Annotated in this window: 15 protein-coding genes; 5 read left to right on the forward strand and 10 right to left on the reverse strand. The window is 66.8% G+C overall.

The window, feature by feature from the left end; translation table 11 throughout:
- Positions 1-7: 7 nt before the first annotated feature.
- From IC762_RS24435 to IC762_RS24445, 3 genes are all read right to left on the reverse strand, one after another.
- Positions 8-880 (reverse strand): MlaD family protein, encoded by an 873-nt coding sequence (locus tag IC762_RS24435; protein WP_195784762.1) that lies wholly within the window; start codon positions 878-880, stop codon positions 8-10.
- A gap of 108 nt (positions 881-988) precedes the next feature.
- The gene (locus IC762_RS24440; protein WP_195784763.1) at positions 989-1,762 is read right to left on the reverse strand and encodes an ABC transporter ATP-binding protein; all 774 of its coding nucleotides are present in this window, start codon (positions 1,760-1,762) and stop codon (positions 989-991) included.
- Between the two features lie 2 nt (positions 1,763-1,764).
- Complete coding sequence (locus IC762_RS24445) at positions 1,765-2,898, reverse strand: MlaE family ABC transporter permease (RefSeq protein WP_195784764.1); 1,134 nt, start codon at positions 2,896-2,898, stop codon at positions 1,765-1,767.
- A gap of 142 nt (positions 2,899-3,040) precedes the next feature.
- Between IC762_RS24445 and dgcA the strand changes: the two genes are divergently transcribed.
- On the forward strand, positions 3,041-4,051 hold the full coding sequence (gene dgcA / locus IC762_RS24450) for an N-acetyl-D-Glu racemase DgcA (protein WP_195784765.1): 1,011 nt from the start codon (positions 3,041-3,043) through the stop codon (positions 4,049-4,051).
- Here the strand turns inward: dgcA and IC762_RS24455 are convergent.
- Positions 4,021-5,220: an MFS transporter gene (locus IC762_RS24455; protein WP_195784766.1), complete on the reverse strand. Its 1,200-nt coding sequence runs from the start codon at positions 5,218-5,220 to the stop codon at positions 4,021-4,023. The genes dgcA and IC762_RS24455 overlap by 31 nt on opposite strands.
- 75 nt (positions 5,221-5,295) lie before the next feature.
- Here IC762_RS24455 and IC762_RS24460 point away from each other — a divergent pair, with 75 nt between their 5' ends.
- Entirely contained in the window at positions 5,296-6,540 is a 1,245-nt protein-coding gene (locus IC762_RS24460; RefSeq protein WP_195784767.1) for a hypothetical protein, read from the forward strand.
- A 113-nt stretch (positions 6,541-6,653) separates the two neighbouring features.
- Here the strand turns inward: IC762_RS24460 and IC762_RS24465 are convergent, their stop codons facing one another.
- From IC762_RS24465 to thiD, 4 genes are all read right to left on the reverse strand, one after another.
- A complete protein-coding gene (locus tag IC762_RS24465) occupies positions 6,654-7,643 on the reverse strand; it encodes a threonine ammonia-lyase (RefSeq protein WP_195784768.1) in 990 nt (329 codons plus the stop codon).
- 42 nt (positions 7,644-7,685) lie between these two features.
- Positions 7,686-8,777 (reverse strand): glycosyltransferase family 4 protein, encoded by a 1,092-nt coding sequence (locus tag IC762_RS24470; RefSeq protein ID WP_195784769.1) that lies wholly within the window; start codon positions 8,775-8,777, stop codon positions 7,686-7,688.
- Positions 8,774-9,586, reverse strand: coding sequence for a UDP-2,3-diacylglucosamine diphosphatase (locus IC762_RS24475; RefSeq protein WP_195784770.1), 813 nt, complete (start codon positions 9,584-9,586; stop codon positions 8,774-8,776). Before IC762_RS24475 ends, IC762_RS24470 begins: the two co-directional genes overlap by 4 nt.
- 318 nt (positions 9,587-9,904) lie before the next feature.
- Entirely contained in the window at positions 9,905-10,702 is a 798-nt protein-coding gene (thiD, locus tag IC762_RS24480; protein WP_195784771.1) for a bifunctional hydroxymethylpyrimidine kinase/phosphomethylpyrimidine kinase, read from the reverse strand.
- A 187-nt stretch (positions 10,703-10,889) separates the two neighbouring features.
- Here thiD and IC762_RS24485 point away from each other — a divergent pair, with 187 nt between their 5' ends.
- Complete coding sequence (locus IC762_RS24485) at positions 10,890-11,135, forward strand: Lrp/AsnC ligand binding domain-containing protein (RefSeq protein WP_195784772.1); 246 nt, start codon at positions 10,890-10,892, stop codon at positions 11,133-11,135.
- Positions 11,136-11,139: 4 nt separating this feature from the next.
- Here the strand turns inward: IC762_RS24485 and IC762_RS24490 are convergent, their stop codons facing one another.
- Positions 11,140-12,615 carry a caspase family protein gene (locus IC762_RS24490; protein ID WP_195784773.1) on the reverse strand — a complete coding sequence of 492 codons (1,476 nt, stop codon included), beginning with the start codon at positions 12,613-12,615 and terminating at the stop codon, positions 11,140-11,142.
- Positions 12,616-12,622: 7 nt separating this feature from the next.
- Positions 12,623-13,564, reverse strand: a complete 942-nt coding sequence (locus tag IC762_RS24495; protein ID WP_246801201.1) for a DUF4399 domain-containing protein — start codon at positions 13,562-13,564, stop codon at positions 12,623-12,625.
- Positions 13,565-13,915: 351 nt separating this feature from the next.
- Here IC762_RS24495 and IC762_RS24500 point away from each other — a divergent pair, with 351 nt between their 5' ends.
- Positions 13,916-14,668, forward strand: coding sequence for a formylglycine-generating enzyme family protein (locus IC762_RS24500; RefSeq protein ID WP_246801202.1), 753 nt, complete (start codon positions 13,916-13,918; stop codon positions 14,666-14,668).
- Positions 14,665-15,117 (forward strand): hypothetical protein, encoded by a 453-nt coding sequence (locus IC762_RS24505; protein ID WP_195784775.1) that lies wholly within the window; start codon positions 14,665-14,667, stop codon positions 15,115-15,117. Before IC762_RS24500 ends, IC762_RS24505 begins: the two co-directional genes overlap by 4 nt.
- Positions 15,118-15,122: the final 5 nt, after the last annotated feature.

Genomic DNA, 15,122 nt, shown 5'->3' on the forward strand with positions numbered 1-15,122 from the left:
CGGACCGTCACTGCCGCCGTCGCGGCCCCGGAGCGGCGGGGGCCTGGGCTGGCGCGGGCTCCGGTGTGCTGTTGTTGCTGCCGCCGAAGATCACCCGGCTCGGATTGCGGTCGAAATTGTTGACGGCGCGGCTGATGTCGCCGAGCGTCCTGCGACCGTCGGTGATCAGCAGGTTGGAGCGCTTGTCGAGATCCTCGGCCAGCTCGCGGATCGACTTCACCATCAGGTTGAGCTCGCTGCCATTGCTGCCGCCGGCGATCGCGTTCAGCCCGAGCATCAGATTGTCGGCCTTGCCCATCACGCCGTCGACCTTGAGCATGACCCCGTCGATCTTCTCGGAGTTGCGCGCCAAGGCCTGGGTGAAGGTCTCGAGGTTCTTCAGCGAGTTCTTCACCGACTGCTGGTTGTCGGCGACGATGCGGTTGACGTTCTGCAGGGTGGCGCGGATCGCCTCGGTGACGTCCTGCAGCGCGTTCGGGTCGGCGGTCAGGACCGGGATGCCGTCCTCATCGAGCGGCACCGGCGGGGCGGCCTCCTCGCCGCCCTTGAGCGAGATCGCGGCGACGCCGGTGAGGCCCTGGAATTCGAGGCCGACCACGGTGTCCTTGCGCAGCGGCGCGTTGTTCTCGATCATCGCCAGCGCGACCACGCGCCTGGGGTTGTCGAGCTTGACCGAGACGACTTCCCCTATCCGAATACCGTTGAAATTGACGTTGCCACCGTTGCGCAGGCCCGACGCCGGGCCCTCGAAGATCACCCGCAGCGGGCTGCGCTGCTTGGTGGTGTGCAGGCTCTGAAACCACAGCACGAAGCCGAACGCCGCGGCGATCACCGCCAGCGTGAAGGCTCCGATCAGGACGTAGTTCGCCCGCGTCTCCATCGATTACTCCCAGGCCCTCGCGCAGCTCGGCTGCATCAGGGCCCGTCGAACTCCCGGTTGGCGCATGATTTCGTCCGGAAACCGGTCTCCAAGGTTCAGGATCATGCGCTAGGCCACAACGGCGCGGGCGCGCTTGCCGTTGAAATATTGCTGCAGCCAAGGATGCTGCGATGCCTTCATGTCGGCGATCGATCCTGCAGCAATGATCTTACCGTTCCCTAAAACGGCGATACGGTCGCACGCGGTATAAAGGCTGTCGAGGTCGTGGGTTACCATGAAAACGGTCAGCCCCAAAGTGCGCTGCAGGGTGCGCACCAGCTCGTCGAAGTCGCCGGCGCCGATCGGATCGAGGCCCGAGGTCGGCTCGTCGAGGAACACGAGCTCGGGATCGAGCGCGAGCGCGCGCGCCAGCGCGACGCGCTTGATCATGCCGCCCGACAGCTCCGACGGATAGCGATCGGCGACCTCCGGCTTCAGGCCGACCATCACGAGCTTCGCCACCATGATCTCGTCCATCAACCGCTGCGAGACCCTTAAGTATTCGCGCACCGGAAACTGGATGTTCTGCCGCACCGTGAGCGAGGAGAACAGCGCGCCTTGCTGGAACAGGATGCCCCAGCGCCGTTCGACGCCGCGGCGCTGCGAGGAGCTCGCGGCATCGAGATCGACGCCGAACACCTCGATGCGGCCGGCGACCTTCGGCACCAGCCCGATGATGGTGCGCGTCAGGACCGACTTGCCGGCGCCGGACGGGCCGACGAAGCCGAGGATCTCGCCGCGCTTGACGTCGAGGTTGAGACCGTCGAGCACCCGCGTCTTGCCGAACTGCACGGTGACATCGCGGACCCGGATGATGGCGTCGACCTCTTGCTGTTCCGCCATGGTCACATCCCGATCGCGGCGAAGAAGATCGCGAACACGCCGTCCATCACGATCACGAAGAAGATTCCCTTCACCACCGATGCGGTGGTGTGCTGACCGAGCGATTCCGCCGAGCCCTGCACGGCAAGGCCCTCGACACAGGCGACGATGCCGATCACCGCGGCCATCACCGGCGCCTTGACCAGGCCGACGATGAAATGGTTGATCGATATGGCATCACGAAGGCGCAGCAAAAACGCTTCCGGATCGACGCCACCATAGAGCCAGGCCACCAGGCCGCCGCCATAGAGCGCGGCCATCGCACCGAGGAAGGCGAGGATCGGGAGCGCCAGCACCAGTGCCAGCATGCGCGGCAGGATCAAGACCTCGATCGGATCGAAGCCCATGGTGCGCAGCGCGTCGATCTCCTCGCGCATCTTCATCGAGCCGAGCTCGGCGGTGTAGGCCGAGCCCGAGCGGCCCGCGACCATGATCGCGACCAAGAGCACGCCGATCTCGCGCAGCACCAGCACGCCCAGCATGTCGACCACGAAGATGTCGGCGCCAAATTGCCGGAAATGGAAGATGCCCTGCTGCGAGATGATGCAGCCGATCAGGAAGGTGATCAGCACCACGATCGGCACCGCGCGCCAGCACACCTGCTCGAGGTGGTGCACCGTCGAGGCGAGACGGAAGCTGCGCGGACGGATCAGCACCGCGCCGGTCGCGGCCAGCACCGCGCCGAGCATGTCGAGCAGGCTGACGATGGTGCCGCCGATCCCGACCACGGTGCGGCCGATCTGCTCCAGCATCCCTAGGATCGACAGCGGATCGCTGACGACCCTGGGTGCCACGCCGACGCGGCTCACCTCGTCGACCAGGCTGGAATAATTGGCGGAGAGGCCCGCGATCTTGGCCTCCGCCGTGGCGTCGCTGAGGCTGCGGCGCAGCCGCTCGATCAGCCAGGCACCGAAGGTGTCGAGGCTTGCGACCTGCGACACGTCGATGAAGATGTGCGGGCGGCTGCCGCGCAGCTTCTCGGCATCGGAGACGATCCGCTCCAGCGCGGGTGCAAAGCGGGCGGTCCAGTTGCCCGCCGCGCACAATGCCAGTCCTTCGCCCTGGGCTATCCGCTCCAGTGTCGGGTCGCCGCTCACGTCTGCCTACCCCTCCAAGCCCGGTTGGCGGTTCGAACGCAGGTCTCCGGCGCGGCCGGATCGGCTTGTCGAATCTGTCACCAACCAGTCATAGTTGGTTTCGCCGTGCAAGCATACGGTTCAGGAAATAGTAGACTTTAAAATGACTTCCACCCCTTTCCGAACAGTTTCTGCCCGAACGCTTTCCGCCGGTATCGAGCGCTGGCCGATCGCAGGCTCCTTCACGATCAGCCGTGGTGCCAAGACTGAGGCGGTTGTCGTGGTGGCCGAGATCCGCCAGGGCAACCTGATCGGGCGCGGCGAATGCGTGCCTTACCCGCGCTATGGCGAGACCCCGGAGGCGACGCTGGCGGCGATCCAGGCGATGCTGGGGCCGCTTGCCGACGGCATGGACCGGACCACCCTGCAGGCAAAAATGCCCGCCGGTGCCGCGCGCAACGCGCTGGATTGCGCGCTGGCCGATCTGGAAGCCAAGACGGCCAGCGACCGCATCTGGAACCTGCTCGGACGGCCCGCGCCGGAGCCGCGCACCACCGCCTACACGATCTCGCTCGGCACGCCCGAGGCGATGGCCGAGGCGAGCGCGAAGGCCTCGCACCGTGCGCTGCTCAAGATCAAGCTCGGCGGCGATGGCGATGGCGAGCGCATCAAGGCGGTGCGCAAGGCGGCGCCGGCGTCCGAATTGATCGTCGACGCCAATGAGGCCTGGACCGAGGACGACCTCGCGGCCAATCTTGCCGCCTGCGCCGACGCCGGCGTCACCCTGGTCGAGCAGCCGCTGCCCGCGGGCAAGGACGCGGCGCTGGCGCGGATCAAGCGGCCGATTGCGGTCTGCGCCGACGAGAGCGTGCATGCGCGCGCCTCGCTCGAGGGCCTGCGCGGCCGCTATGACGCCGTCAACATCAAGCTCGACAAGACCGGCGGGCTGATGGAGGCGCTGGCGATGGCGGAGGAAGCCCGCGCGCTCGGCTTCGAGATCATGGTCGGCTGCATGGTGGCGACCTCGCTGTCGATGGCACCGGCGATGCTGGTCGCGCAAGACGCACGCTTCGTCGATCTCGACGGTCCGCTGCTCCTGGCGCGCGACCGCGATCGCGGCCTGCGCTACGAGGGCAGCCTGGTCTATCCGCCGGACGCCGCGCTCTGGGGATGATGGATGAAGCGCTTGCGCGACAGCCACATCACGAGCCCGCCGGCCGCGCCCATCGCCGCCATCATGTAGTAGGCGCCGAGCCCGTAACGCGCATAGACCATGCCGCACAGGATCGAAGTGGTGCTCGCAAAGATTCCGCTGCAGGCCGAAAGATAGCCCTGCGCGCGCGCCATCACATGGCCGGGCACGTGATGCACGATCAGCCCCATGATGCCGACCTGCGTCAAACCGAACGTCAACCCGTGGCCGAGTTGCACCACGGCGAGGATCGCAAGCGGCGGGTCCTGGGCGGTGACGGTCCAGCGCGCTACCGCGCTCGCCGCCGCGATCACCACCAGCACGGCCGACGGCAGCGTGAAACGCGGCGACAGCGCGAACAGCACGATCTCGGCGAGGACGCCGAGCGTCCAGAGGCCTGCGATCGTCAACCCGCTCAAGCCCGCCTGCTGCCAGGCGATCGAGGCGAAGGTGTAGTAGGCCGAATGGCTGCTCTGGATCAGCGCCGACGACACCATGATGGCGAGGAAGGCCGGATCGCGCAGCAGTTTCCGCGCTCCGCTCGTCGGCGCGGACGCGGCCACCGGATGATGCAGCGGCCGCAGCGCCAGGCTGACGATCGCGCCGAGCAGGGTCACGGCCGTGATGATCCAGATCAGATGGATTTCGGCGACGTAGCCGAGCAAGAACCCGCTTGCGAGCGCGCAGGCCATGAAGGCGGCCGAACCCCATAGCCGCAACGGCCCGTAGTTGAGGCCGTATTGCCTGACGCCGCGCAGCGCATAGGCGTCGGTCAGCGGCACCATCGGCGTCCAGACGCAGCAGGTCAGCGCATAGGCCACCAGCAGCGCAAGCGGCAAATGCTGGGTGCCGACCACGGCAAATCCGCACGCGGTGGCAAAGCTCGTCGCGATGATCGCGCCGCGCAGCATCTGGCGCCGTTCCGCCGCTGCGGTGACCAGCGGCAACACCGTGAAGCGTGTCACCGGCGGCACCGCAGTGATGAAGCCGATCCAGGTGGCATCGATGCCGACGGCCTTCAGCCATACCGTGAAGAACGGCAGCTGCACCCCGGTCACGCCGAACAACGTGGCATAGAATGCCGCAACGGGACCCGCGAATCGCCGCGATGCAACCTTTGCTGCAATGGGGATTTGTGATTCGGAAGACATCAATTCAATTGCGATTCGCCTGAGATCGTGGTGATCGTTAGCGTAACGCGCAGTGATTTGCGCGAAGAGATTGTGATGGCCGAAGAAGCATTCGCCCTGTCGCCGATTTCCGCCCGCGCGGCCCAGCCGAGCGAGGAGGACTATGCTGCGATCAGCGAGGCCTTCATGGAGACCTCGCGCGGCCGCTGGTTCCTCGGCGAATACGCCAAGCGCAACCGCAATGCCGACACGCGCATGGTGCTCGATGCCGTGGCGCGGATCGAGCAGAGCCTCGCCGAGCAGCGGCAGGCGACCGTCGAGGCGATCCGGGACGAGCAGCTGGAGGCGGCGCTGACGGTGCTCCGCGGCGCGGTCGAGGCCGCCCAGGCCTCCGCGCTCGCGGCGCTCGACGGCGTCAGCTTCGAGCCGCAGCTCGCGCCGGTGCGCAAGGGCGTGCGCGTGATCCGGGAGATCTCCTGGCGGTTGCGCGAGATCGGCAACGACGGCCGGATTTGCGACCTCATCGATTCGCAGGCCAGCGCCATCGAGGCCGGCGCGGCCCAGCTTTCGATGGACGACGCCAGGGCCGTGCTGGATGCCGCCTTTGCCGGGCTGGCCCGACGTCTTGGCGAACTTGATGCGAATGAAGCGGTGACGCCTGCAGCGGCACCGACCGCGGCTGAAACACCCGCGGACGCGCCGGCAGCGGCCGCCTCGCCGCCACCGATAGCCGAAACCGCCGCCGCCGAGGTCGTGGCCACCGAGCCGTTGCCTGCTTCAGAGACGGCCGCGACTCCTGCCCCCGAACCGGCCGTGGCCGAGACGCCGCAGCCGGATCAAACAGCGCTGGCGAAGGCGGAGGCGGCATTGGCCGAGGCGGAGGCCGCCGAGCTCGCCCGTGCCGCCGACGAGGCAGCTGCCGACGCCCACGACGAAGCCATGCTCGACCTGATCGCGGCGGAGATGGGTGCGCCCGATCCGATCGACGATGAGGAAGCCGCCATCGCCGAGGAGATCCGCGTCGCCGAAGCGATGGCCGAGCCCGAAATGGCTCCGCCTGCGCCCGAGCCTGCATTTGCCCCGGCACCCGAACCGGTCGCGCCGCCAGCACCGCTGACCGCGCCCGCACCGGTGGCCGAGTTGCGGATCGCCGAGACACAGGCGACCCCGCCAGCGCGGCCGCTTTACGTCGAAGCGGCGCCCGCTCCTGTTGCCGAGGTGTCGCTCGGCTCGACCATCATCGCAAGCGGCCTGGTGAAGCGGCCGAGTGCCGCGGCGAACGATCCGCTGGCACCGATCCGGCGAATGAGCCAGGTCGAGAGGATTGCGTTCTTCTCGTAACTTGCACCGTCATTGCCGGGCTTGCCCCGGCAATCCATCAATCCAATGATTCTTTTGCGATGGATGCGCGGGTCAAGCCCGCGCATGACAGGTTGAGTTTTGCGATCAATCGCTCAGGCGACCAGCTTCGCAAACAGGTCGGCGTCGACATTGCCGCCCGAGAGCACGATCACGACGTTCTTGCCCTTGACGTCGATCCGACCGGCCAGCAAGGCGGCGAGGCCGATTGCGCCGCCGGGCTCGACCACGAGCTTCAGCTCGCGATAGGCAAAGGCAACGGCGGCGCCGACTTCCTCATCGGTGGCGGCGACGCCGGCCGCGAGCAGCTTGCTGTTGATGGCGAAGGTGAGCTCGCCCGGCATCATCGCCATCAGCGCATCGCAGATGGTGCGCGCCGCGACCGGATGCGCCTCGCGGTGCCCGGCCTTCAGCGACAGCGCGTGATCATCATAGCCGGCGGGCTCGGCCACGATCACCTGGGCTAACGGAAATTTCGACTTCACCGCGGTGGCAACGCCTGCGATCAGGCCGCCGCCGGAGGCCGGCGCCACGACGATGTCGGGGGTGAGCCCGAGCGCGGCCATGTCGTCGGCGATCTCGCGGCCGGCGGTGCCCTGCCCTGCGATCACGAAGGGATCGTCATAGGGACGCACCAGGGTGGCGCCGCGCTTGCTCGCGATGCCGTTCGAGATCGCCTCGCGGTCGTCGCGGTCGCGATCGTAGAGCACGACCTCGGCGCCGTAGGACTTGGTGCGCTCGCGCTTGGTCAGCGGCGAGTCCGCGGGCATCACGATGGTCGCCTGCATGTTGAGGATCTTTGCCGCCGCCGCGACGCCCTGGGCATGGTTGCCGGAGGAGAATGCGACCACGCCGCCGCCGCGTCTGTCTTGCGGGATCGAGGCGAGCTTGTTGAAGGCGCCGCGGAACTTGAACGATCCGGTCCGCTGCAGCATCTCGGGCTTCAGGAAGACCTGCGTGCCCGCGCGCTCGTTGAGCACGGGGAAGCTCAGGAGCGGCGTGCGCACCGCGAACGGCGCGACCACCCTGGCGGCCGCGTCGATATCAGCGGCGGCGACGAGTGGGGTTTGGGCGATGTCCGTCATCCCCAGTTTGTATCGCGGCGGCCGGCGACCCGGCAAGGCGCTTTAGCGTGATGTGGACTGGGTCGCCGGCAGCGCGGCGAAATGGTGTTCGCCGGCGCCGAGCTCGATCGCCTCGCCCTCGCCATCCGGCAGCACCGGGCGGACATTCAGGCAGCGATCGATGAAGACCCGCGCCGAGGCCTGCCAGGTGTGGAGCGCGGCGAAATCGACACAGACCTGCCGGGGAATGCTGAGCGCCTCCAGGCAGGCCTGCTGCAGATCCTCGTCGAGCACCCCGACGGGCGCCGCGCCGATCACGTCCTGAGGGCCGGTGACCGGGAAAGCGGCAACCGGCAGGCCGCTCGCCAGCGCTTCGAGCAGCACCAGGCCGAACGTATCGGTCCGGCTCGGGAACACGAAGACATCAGCGGCGGCGTAGATCTCGGCAAGTTCCTCGCCATGGCGCGCGCCGAGGAACACGGCCTCGGGAAACTTGCGCTCCAGCGTCGCGCGCGCCGGACCGTCGCCGACCACGACCTTGGTGCCGGGCAGATCGAGCGCGAGGAACGCCTCGAGATTCTTCTCCACCGCGACGCGGCCGACACTGAGATAGACCGGCTGCGGCAGGCAGAGATCGACGTCACGTGGATGGAACAGCGCCGTATCGACGCCGCGCGACCACAGCACCACGTTGCGGAAGCCACGCTGGCGCAGCTCGCTTGCCAGCGCCGGTGTCGCCGCCATCACGGCCTGGCTCGATTTGTGGAACCAGCGCAGCGCGCGCCAGACCCAGCTTTCCGGGATCGGCGTCCGCGCCGAGACGTATTCGGGAAAGCGGGTGTGGAAGCTGGTCGTGAACGGCAGGCCGCGCCTGTGGCAGTAGCGGCGCACCGACAGCCCGATCGGGCCTTCGGTGGCAATATGGATGCTGTCAGGCCTCGCCGCCTCGATCAGCGCCGTGACCTTGGACTGAACCGGCAGCGCCAACCTGAGATCGCGATAGCTCGGCATCGCAAAGGTGCGGAAGGAATCCGGCGTCAGGAAGCTCACCTCGACGCCGAGCGATTTGGCGGCCTGCGCCATCATGGTCAGCGTGCGGACAACCCCGTTGACCTGGGGATGCCACGCATCGGTCGCGACCAGGATATGCGTCATGCAGCGCGTGCCGTGACCCGCGGAACCGGCGCGATGCGGCGTACCGGATCGGTCCAGGTGATGATCTCGAAGCGGCCGTCCTCGTGCTCGGCGAGCGCAGTGCAGCTCTCCACCCAGTCGCCGCAGTTCATGTAGCGGATGCCGTGCTCGTCATGGATCGTGGCGTAGTGGATGTGGCCGCAGATCACACCGTCGCAGCCGTGGCGCCGCGCCTCGCCGGCCAGCGTGGACTCGAAGGCGCCGATATAGTTCACCGCCTTCTTGACCTTCAGCTTGGCCCATTGCGACAGCGACCAGTACGGCACGCCGAACATCTTGCGGAAGAAGTTGACGAAGCGATTCATCTGGATCGCGAAGTCGTAGGCCTTGTCGCCGAGATGGGCGAGCCAGCGCGCGTTCTGCACCACGAGATCGAAGATGTCGCCGTGGATCACCAGATAGCGCTTGCCGTCGGCGCCGGTGTGCACGGTGTTCTCCACCACGTCGATGCCGCCGAAATGCGTGCCGTAGAAATTGCGCAGGAACTCGTCGTGGTTGCCCGGGACGTAGATCACCTTGGCGCCCTTGCGCGCCTTGCGCAGCATCTTCTGCACGAAGTCGTTGTGGGTCTGCGGCCAGTGCCAGTTCGACTTCAGCGCCCAGCCGTCGACGATATCGCCAACCAGATAGATCGTGTCGGCATCGTGAGAGCGGAGGAAGTCCAGCAGGCGGTCGGCTTGCGAACCGCGGGCTCCGAGATGGACGTCGGAGATGAACAAAGTGCGAAAGCGCCGCTCGGGGCTTTCTTCACTCAAGGAGTCGCTTCCCATGCCGTGCACCTAACAGATTCCTGTGACAAGGCGATGACGATTCCCGTGACGCAAGGCCCCACAATCAGTTAACGAGAATCAGTCGCATGCCCCTTCATCCGCGATAACAGCGCGATGCGACAATCTGGCGACATCGGCCGCCGCAGGTGTGGGCAACAGCGATGTGTTGCCGCTGTGTCGCGACGGAACAGGTGGCAATCTCTCGTCATTGCGAGCGAAGCGAAGCAATCCATCCACGCATGCGGGCAAATGGATTGCTTCGTCGCTATCGCTCCTCGCAATGACGGGGATCGCGCGAAGCCTAGGCGCTGCGGCGTTTCAATAATACTTGTGGAAATGATGCACGGGTCCGTGGCCGTGGCCGACGGCGAAGCGATCGGCTGCGGCGATGGCTTGCGTGATCCACGCCTTGGCGTCGCGCACGGCGGTCTCGGTGTCACAGCCTTTGGCAAGCCCTGCTGCGATCGCCGAGGACAGCGAGCAGCCGGTGCCGTGGGTGTTTGCTGTCGCGATGCGCGGCGCGCGAAGGGCGATGCTGCGTTCGCCGTCGATCAGATAGTCGATGCTCTCGCTGCCGTGGCCATGGCCGCCCTTGACCAGCACCGCGCGGCATCCCGTCGCCAGCAACTGCCTGCCCTGACGTTCGACGTCGGCCTCGCTTGCCGCAACCTCCTCGTTCAGCAGCGCCGCTGCCTCCGGCAGGTTCGGCGTGATCAGCGCTGCCTGCGGAAACAACTTCGTCTTCAGCGCCTCGACCGCCTCGGCCGCCAGCAGCCGATCGCCTGAGGTCGCGACCATCACGGGATCGAGCACGACATGACGCGGCGACCAGCGCGCGAGAGCGGCGGCGATCGCCGCAATCGTCTCGACCTGGGCCACCATGCCGATCTTCACCGCGCCGACCGCGAGGTCGGAGAACACCGCGTCGATCTGCGCGGTGACGAATTCGGCGGGCACCGGATGAATGCCGCTGACGCCCGTGGTGTTCTGCGCCGTCAGCGCCGTGATCACGGAGGCGCCGTAGACGCCGAACGTGGCAAAGCTCTTGAGATCGGCCTGGATGCCCGCGCCGCCGGACGAATCCGAACCGGCGATGGTGAGCGCGATCGGCGTCATGCTGCCGCGCCAGCGATTAGGACGTATCGGACCATAGCCTGTCCTAGCGCGGCAGCCCGTTGGCAGCAAGTTCGCCTTGATTTGCCGTGACTTGCCGGGCGATTGATCGTCGTCCGGCGTTGCCCCGACCTTGCCTTCGCCGCCGGTTTTTGGCCTATAGTCGGAAAAATCCCCGGAGACGACTTCGATGGTTCCCTTCTTCGTCCAGATCAAATGCAAGCTCGGCCAGTCCTACGCCGTCGCCAACGCGCTGGCGGAGGCCGAGATCGCGTCGGAGATCTATTCCACCGCGGGCAATTACGATCTCCTGGTCAAATTCTACGTCGATAACGAGACCGACATCGGCCACTTCATCAACGAGAAGGTGCAGGTGATCCCGGGCATCCAGGACACGCTGACCATCATCACCTTCAAGGCATTCGGGGCGAGGTAGCGCCTCAGAGACCGAGACTTTCGCGCAGCCGCTGCAGCTGCGGCCGGATATGCTCGCAATCGATCTCCTGCTCGAACCTCCTGAACGCCTCGACGCTCGGCTCGCGGCGTAGCTCGGCGAGCCGCGCGGCATCGCGCGCACAGACGTCGGCGGCCGACGCCTGCGGAGCAGGCGCCTGACGTTGAGCCTGCTTGGACGCCGCGGCAGGCGCAGTCGGGGCCGGAACGGCTTGCGCCGGAGCAGCCTGGGTGGGTACGGCTTGGGTGGGCGCGGCGGCGACCGGCGCGGCCTGAGCAGGCGCGGCCTGCGGCTGCGGATCGATCGACACGCTTTCCAACAAGCGCTGCACCTGCGCCCTGAGCCGCTCGCACACCAGCTCGCGCCGGAATTTGGCGATCTCGCCCGGTGACGGATCGGAGCGCAACCGCGCCAGGCGCTGTTCGTCGCGGCTGCAGGCCACCGCGGGATCGACCGTATCGCGTACCGCGGGCTGAGCTGGCGGCGGATTGGGCGCAAGCGCCACGCGTGCCGACGGTGAAGTTGCGGCGGGCTTCGGCGAAGCCGGTGCCGCCGGCGGCGGACTGCCGGGAGCCGCGGCGACGGGCGCCTGTGCTGGCCGCGACGCGGCCGGAGCGGCAGGCTTCGACGCCGGGGACGGATTGGCGGCCGGGGCCAACGCGATCGGCTCCGCCGCCTTCGGTGGGCCGTTCGACACCAGCGAGATCGTGGCACCGCCGAGCGAGCCATAGATGAAGGGCTCCTGCCGGCCGCCGGTCATGCTGATGACATCATCGCGCACCCGGCCAAGCGCGATGCGGATGTCGACGCCGGGCTCGGTCAGATGACGCAGCAGCGCGGTCGCATAGGGGCTGTTGACGCCGTCGCCGTCATAGGACACCGAGCCCGCTTTCGCGGCGTAGGCCACCAGCGTGTCGGCGCTGACGTCCTCCAGCTTGCCGAGACCACCCTTCATGTTCGAGCGCAAGCCGGCCGAGCGGACCCGCGTCGGGAACGGATTGTCGCGGCAGGCATCGAGCAGGATCAGACGCAACCGCCGTACCGGCTGCAATGCCCAGATCAACCGGTCGAGCGCGACCGCCTCATCGTCGATGTCGTAGTCGCGGCTCAATTTCGCATCGACCGGGATCAGATAGTTCGTGCCGCCGATTTCGACGCCATGGCCCGCGTAGTAGACCACAGCGACATCGGCATTTTCAGCGGTGAGCAGGAACTCACGCACGGCACGCTTGAAGTCGACGACGCCAAGATCGTTGCGCGAGATCACGACTTCGAAGCCGGACGACTTCAGCAGGCCCGCGATCGCGGTTGCGTCGCTGATCGTGTTGCTGAGCGTCGGCGCGCTCTTGTAAGCCGAATTGCCGATCACCAGCGCCACGCGTCGATCCGCGGCTGCGACGCTCCCTACGGTCGCGACAAGCATCGCGACTGTGAGGCAGAAGGCGTGGATGGTTCGGCTCAACTGCATCTCAGTAGCGGTAGTAGTGTCGCCAGTGATGTCTCTTCCGGCGATACGGAGGACGGCCATCGGCGGTCACGTTAACGGTGATGACTTCGGAGAACACCGCCGGATCATGCGGCGTGTGGCTGAAGTCGGCGAACAGCAGCCGCAGCTTGTGCTGGCCAAGCGGCAGCGTGATCTTGGCCTCGGTCTGGCCGGCGCCGAAATGCAGATGGTTGAAGTCGCTCGGAATCGGCTGGTCGAGCGGCGGCAGATCGGTGTCGACGAGCAGATGGTGATGCCCGGTGTTCGGCTTGTCGAAGCCGGCCGGTGCGACGCCCATGTTGAGCAGGCCGAAACGGATCACCGGATTCGGCGGGATGTAGCCGCCGTCCTTCGGATAGATGAAATAGACCTTGGCGTCCTTCGGCGAAGGCCGGCGGCCGGCCGGCGGCGCTGCAGCGGCCGGCGGAGCAGCTACTGTTGGTGCCGGCGCGGCCTGAGGCGCAGCGGCCTGCGGCGTCGCGGCCGCATCGACGACCTTGACCTTGATGCGCTCGGAGATCACCGGCGGCGAGTGCGGAACGTGGTTCTTGTCGCCGAACACGAGCTGCAGCGTGTGCTCGCCGGGCGGCAGCGCGAGCTCGGTCTCGGTCTGGCCGGCGCCGAAATGCAGATGCTGGAAATCGTTCGGGATCTCCACATTGAGCGGAGGCGTCGGCGAATCGATGATGAGGTGATGGTGACCCGAATTGGCGCGGTCCGAGCCGGCCGGCGCCACGCCCATGCCGCGCAGGCCGAAATGGATGGTCGACTTCGGCGGGATGGTGTCGCCGTCCTTGAGGCCGATGAAGTAGACGGCCGCATTTGGCGGCGACGCCGTCGGCCCTCCGGTCTGCGCCTGCGCAGGCGCGGTGAATGCGAAGAGAGCAAGGAGCGGCACCATGGCCAGCGGGAAACATCTACGCATCATTGCAATTCCCCAATCTCGGCCGCCTTTCGCGCGGCCAATGCATCATCAAAAATTGCGTTCAGTCTCGTCTGCGCGGAAACTCAGCTTGCGCGGACACTGCTACTTGCCCGCTTCCGACCTCGGCTTGCCGATCATCGCTGAATGGAGCATTCTCGCGTCGCTCTATTGTATCTTTGCACTGACGATAATTGGCACTTTGGCCGGAAACGATAGATGAAATTACATTCCCTGTTTGTGATATCCATCACAGCAATGGCCGCAACACTCGGCGCCAGCGCCGAAGCCATCAACCTGAAACAGGATAACGAAACCGGCCCAGACCGTCCAGCGCCTCCGGGATACCAGGCCGTGGCGCAAGCCCAGGCGCAGCCATCGACGCTGGAGCCGGGTGACGTGTTCAAGGATTGCACAGAGTGCGGGGAACTCGTCGTGGTGCCTGGCGGGGAGTTCGTGATGGGCTCCAACGACTCGCCCTACGAGAAGCCGGAGCGCACCCTGACCATCCCGCGGCCGTTCGCGATCGGCCGTCGCGAAGTCACATTCGCCGAGTGGGATCAGTGCGCCGACGCCGGCGCCTGCAAGTACCGGCCCGACGATCACGGCTGGGGCCGTGGCAATCAGCCCGTCATCAATGTGAGCTGGGAGGACACCAAGCCCTTCCTCGCCTGGCTGTCGCAGAAGACCGGGCAGAAGTATCGCCTGCCGACGGAAGCCGAGTGGGAGTACGCCGCGCGTGCGGGAACCAAGACCGCGTTCTGGTGGGGACGCGACGCCGGCACCGGGCGCGCCGAGTGTTCCACCTGCGTCACTCCGCCGCCCCAGAAGATGGCGGCGGCCGGCTCCTTCCGTCCCAACGGCTTCGGCCTGTACGACACCGCGGGCAACGCCGCGGAGTGGGTCGAGGATTGCTGGAATGACAACTACCGCGGCGCGCCGAAGGATGTGTCGGCCTGGACCGCCGGCGATTGCCGGCTGCGTGGCTTGCGCGGCGGCAACTTCACCAGTCCCGCGGCCGCGGTGCGCTCGGCGGCCCGGTTCCGCTACGACATCGACGTGCGCTATTACGGCAACGGATTCCGCGTGGTGCGGGAGCTGCAATGATGCGACGGCACTCGCACCGGCTGATCGCGCCGGCGCTGCTCGCCGCCTGTGTGATCTGCGCCGGGTGCGGCCTCGCGCTGGCGCAATCGCAGTCCGCCAATGGCCAGATCGGCTACCTCGGGGAATGGGAGATGAAGGCGGATCTGACGACGTCAGCGAACGGCGCCGGCCCCCTGTATGCCGGCCCGATCACCTTGCGGCATGTCGGCCTCTGCAGCGTCAACGGCGTCGAGGAAAAATCCGGAACGCTCGAGCTGAGGATCTCGACCAGGGCACCGGGCGTCGAAGGCACGCTGACATTGGCCGACGACAAATGCCACGTCACCGTATCCGGCACGCGGGCCTATTCGGGGCTGCTGCGATGCCACGACGGCAACGACGTCCCGATCAACTTCTCGATCGATCCGATGCGCAGCGCCGAACACGTCGCATTGCCCGTCGGGAAATAGCGCTG

Source organism: Bradyrhizobium genosp. L, from assembly GCF_015624485.1.
Lineage (GTDB): Bacteria > Pseudomonadota > Alphaproteobacteria > Rhizobiales > Xanthobacteraceae > Bradyrhizobium.

Excerpts from the sequence above, each read along its gene's own strand:
- IC762_RS24435 (WP_195784762.1), bottom strand. The coding sequence starts at position 880 with ATGGAGACGCGGGCGAACTACGTCCTGATCGGAGCCTTCACGCTGGCG.
- IC762_RS24440 (WP_195784763.1), bottom strand. The coding sequence starts at position 1,762 with ATGGCGGAACAGCAAGAGGTCGACGCCATCATCCGGGTCCGCGATGTC.
- dgcA (WP_195784765.1), top strand. The coding sequence starts at position 3,041 with ATGACTTCCACCCCTTTCCGAACAGTTTCTGCCCGAACGCTTTCCGCC.
- IC762_RS24455 (WP_195784766.1), bottom strand. The coding sequence starts at position 5,220 with ATGTCTTCCGAATCACAAATCCCCATTGCAGCAAAGGTTGCATCGCGG.
- IC762_RS24460 (WP_195784767.1), top strand. The coding sequence starts at position 5,296 with ATGGCCGAAGAAGCATTCGCCCTGTCGCCGATTTCCGCCCGCGCGGCC.
- IC762_RS24465 (WP_195784768.1), bottom strand. The coding sequence starts at position 7,643 with ATGACGGACATCGCCCAAACCCCACTCGTCGCCGCCGCTGATATCGAC.
- IC762_RS24470 (WP_195784769.1), bottom strand. The coding sequence starts at position 8,777 with ATGACGCATATCCTGGTCGCGACCGATGCGTGGCATCCCCAGGTCAAC.
- IC762_RS24475 (WP_195784770.1), bottom strand. The coding sequence starts at position 9,586 with ATGGGAAGCGACTCCTTGAGTGAAGAAAGCCCCGAGCGGCGCTTTCGC.
- thiD (WP_195784771.1), bottom strand. The coding sequence starts at position 10,702 with ATGACGCCGATCGCGCTCACCATCGCCGGTTCGGATTCGTCCGGCGGC.
- IC762_RS24485 (WP_195784772.1), top strand. The coding sequence starts at position 10,890 with ATGGTTCCCTTCTTCGTCCAGATCAAATGCAAGCTCGGCCAGTCCTAC.
- IC762_RS24495 (WP_246801201.1), bottom strand. The coding sequence starts at position 13,564 with ATGCGTAGATGTTTCCCGCTGGCCATGGTGCCGCTCCTTGCTCTCTTC.
- IC762_RS24505 (WP_195784775.1), top strand. The coding sequence starts at position 14,665 with ATGATGCGACGGCACTCGCACCGGCTGATCGCGCCGGCGCTGCTCGCC.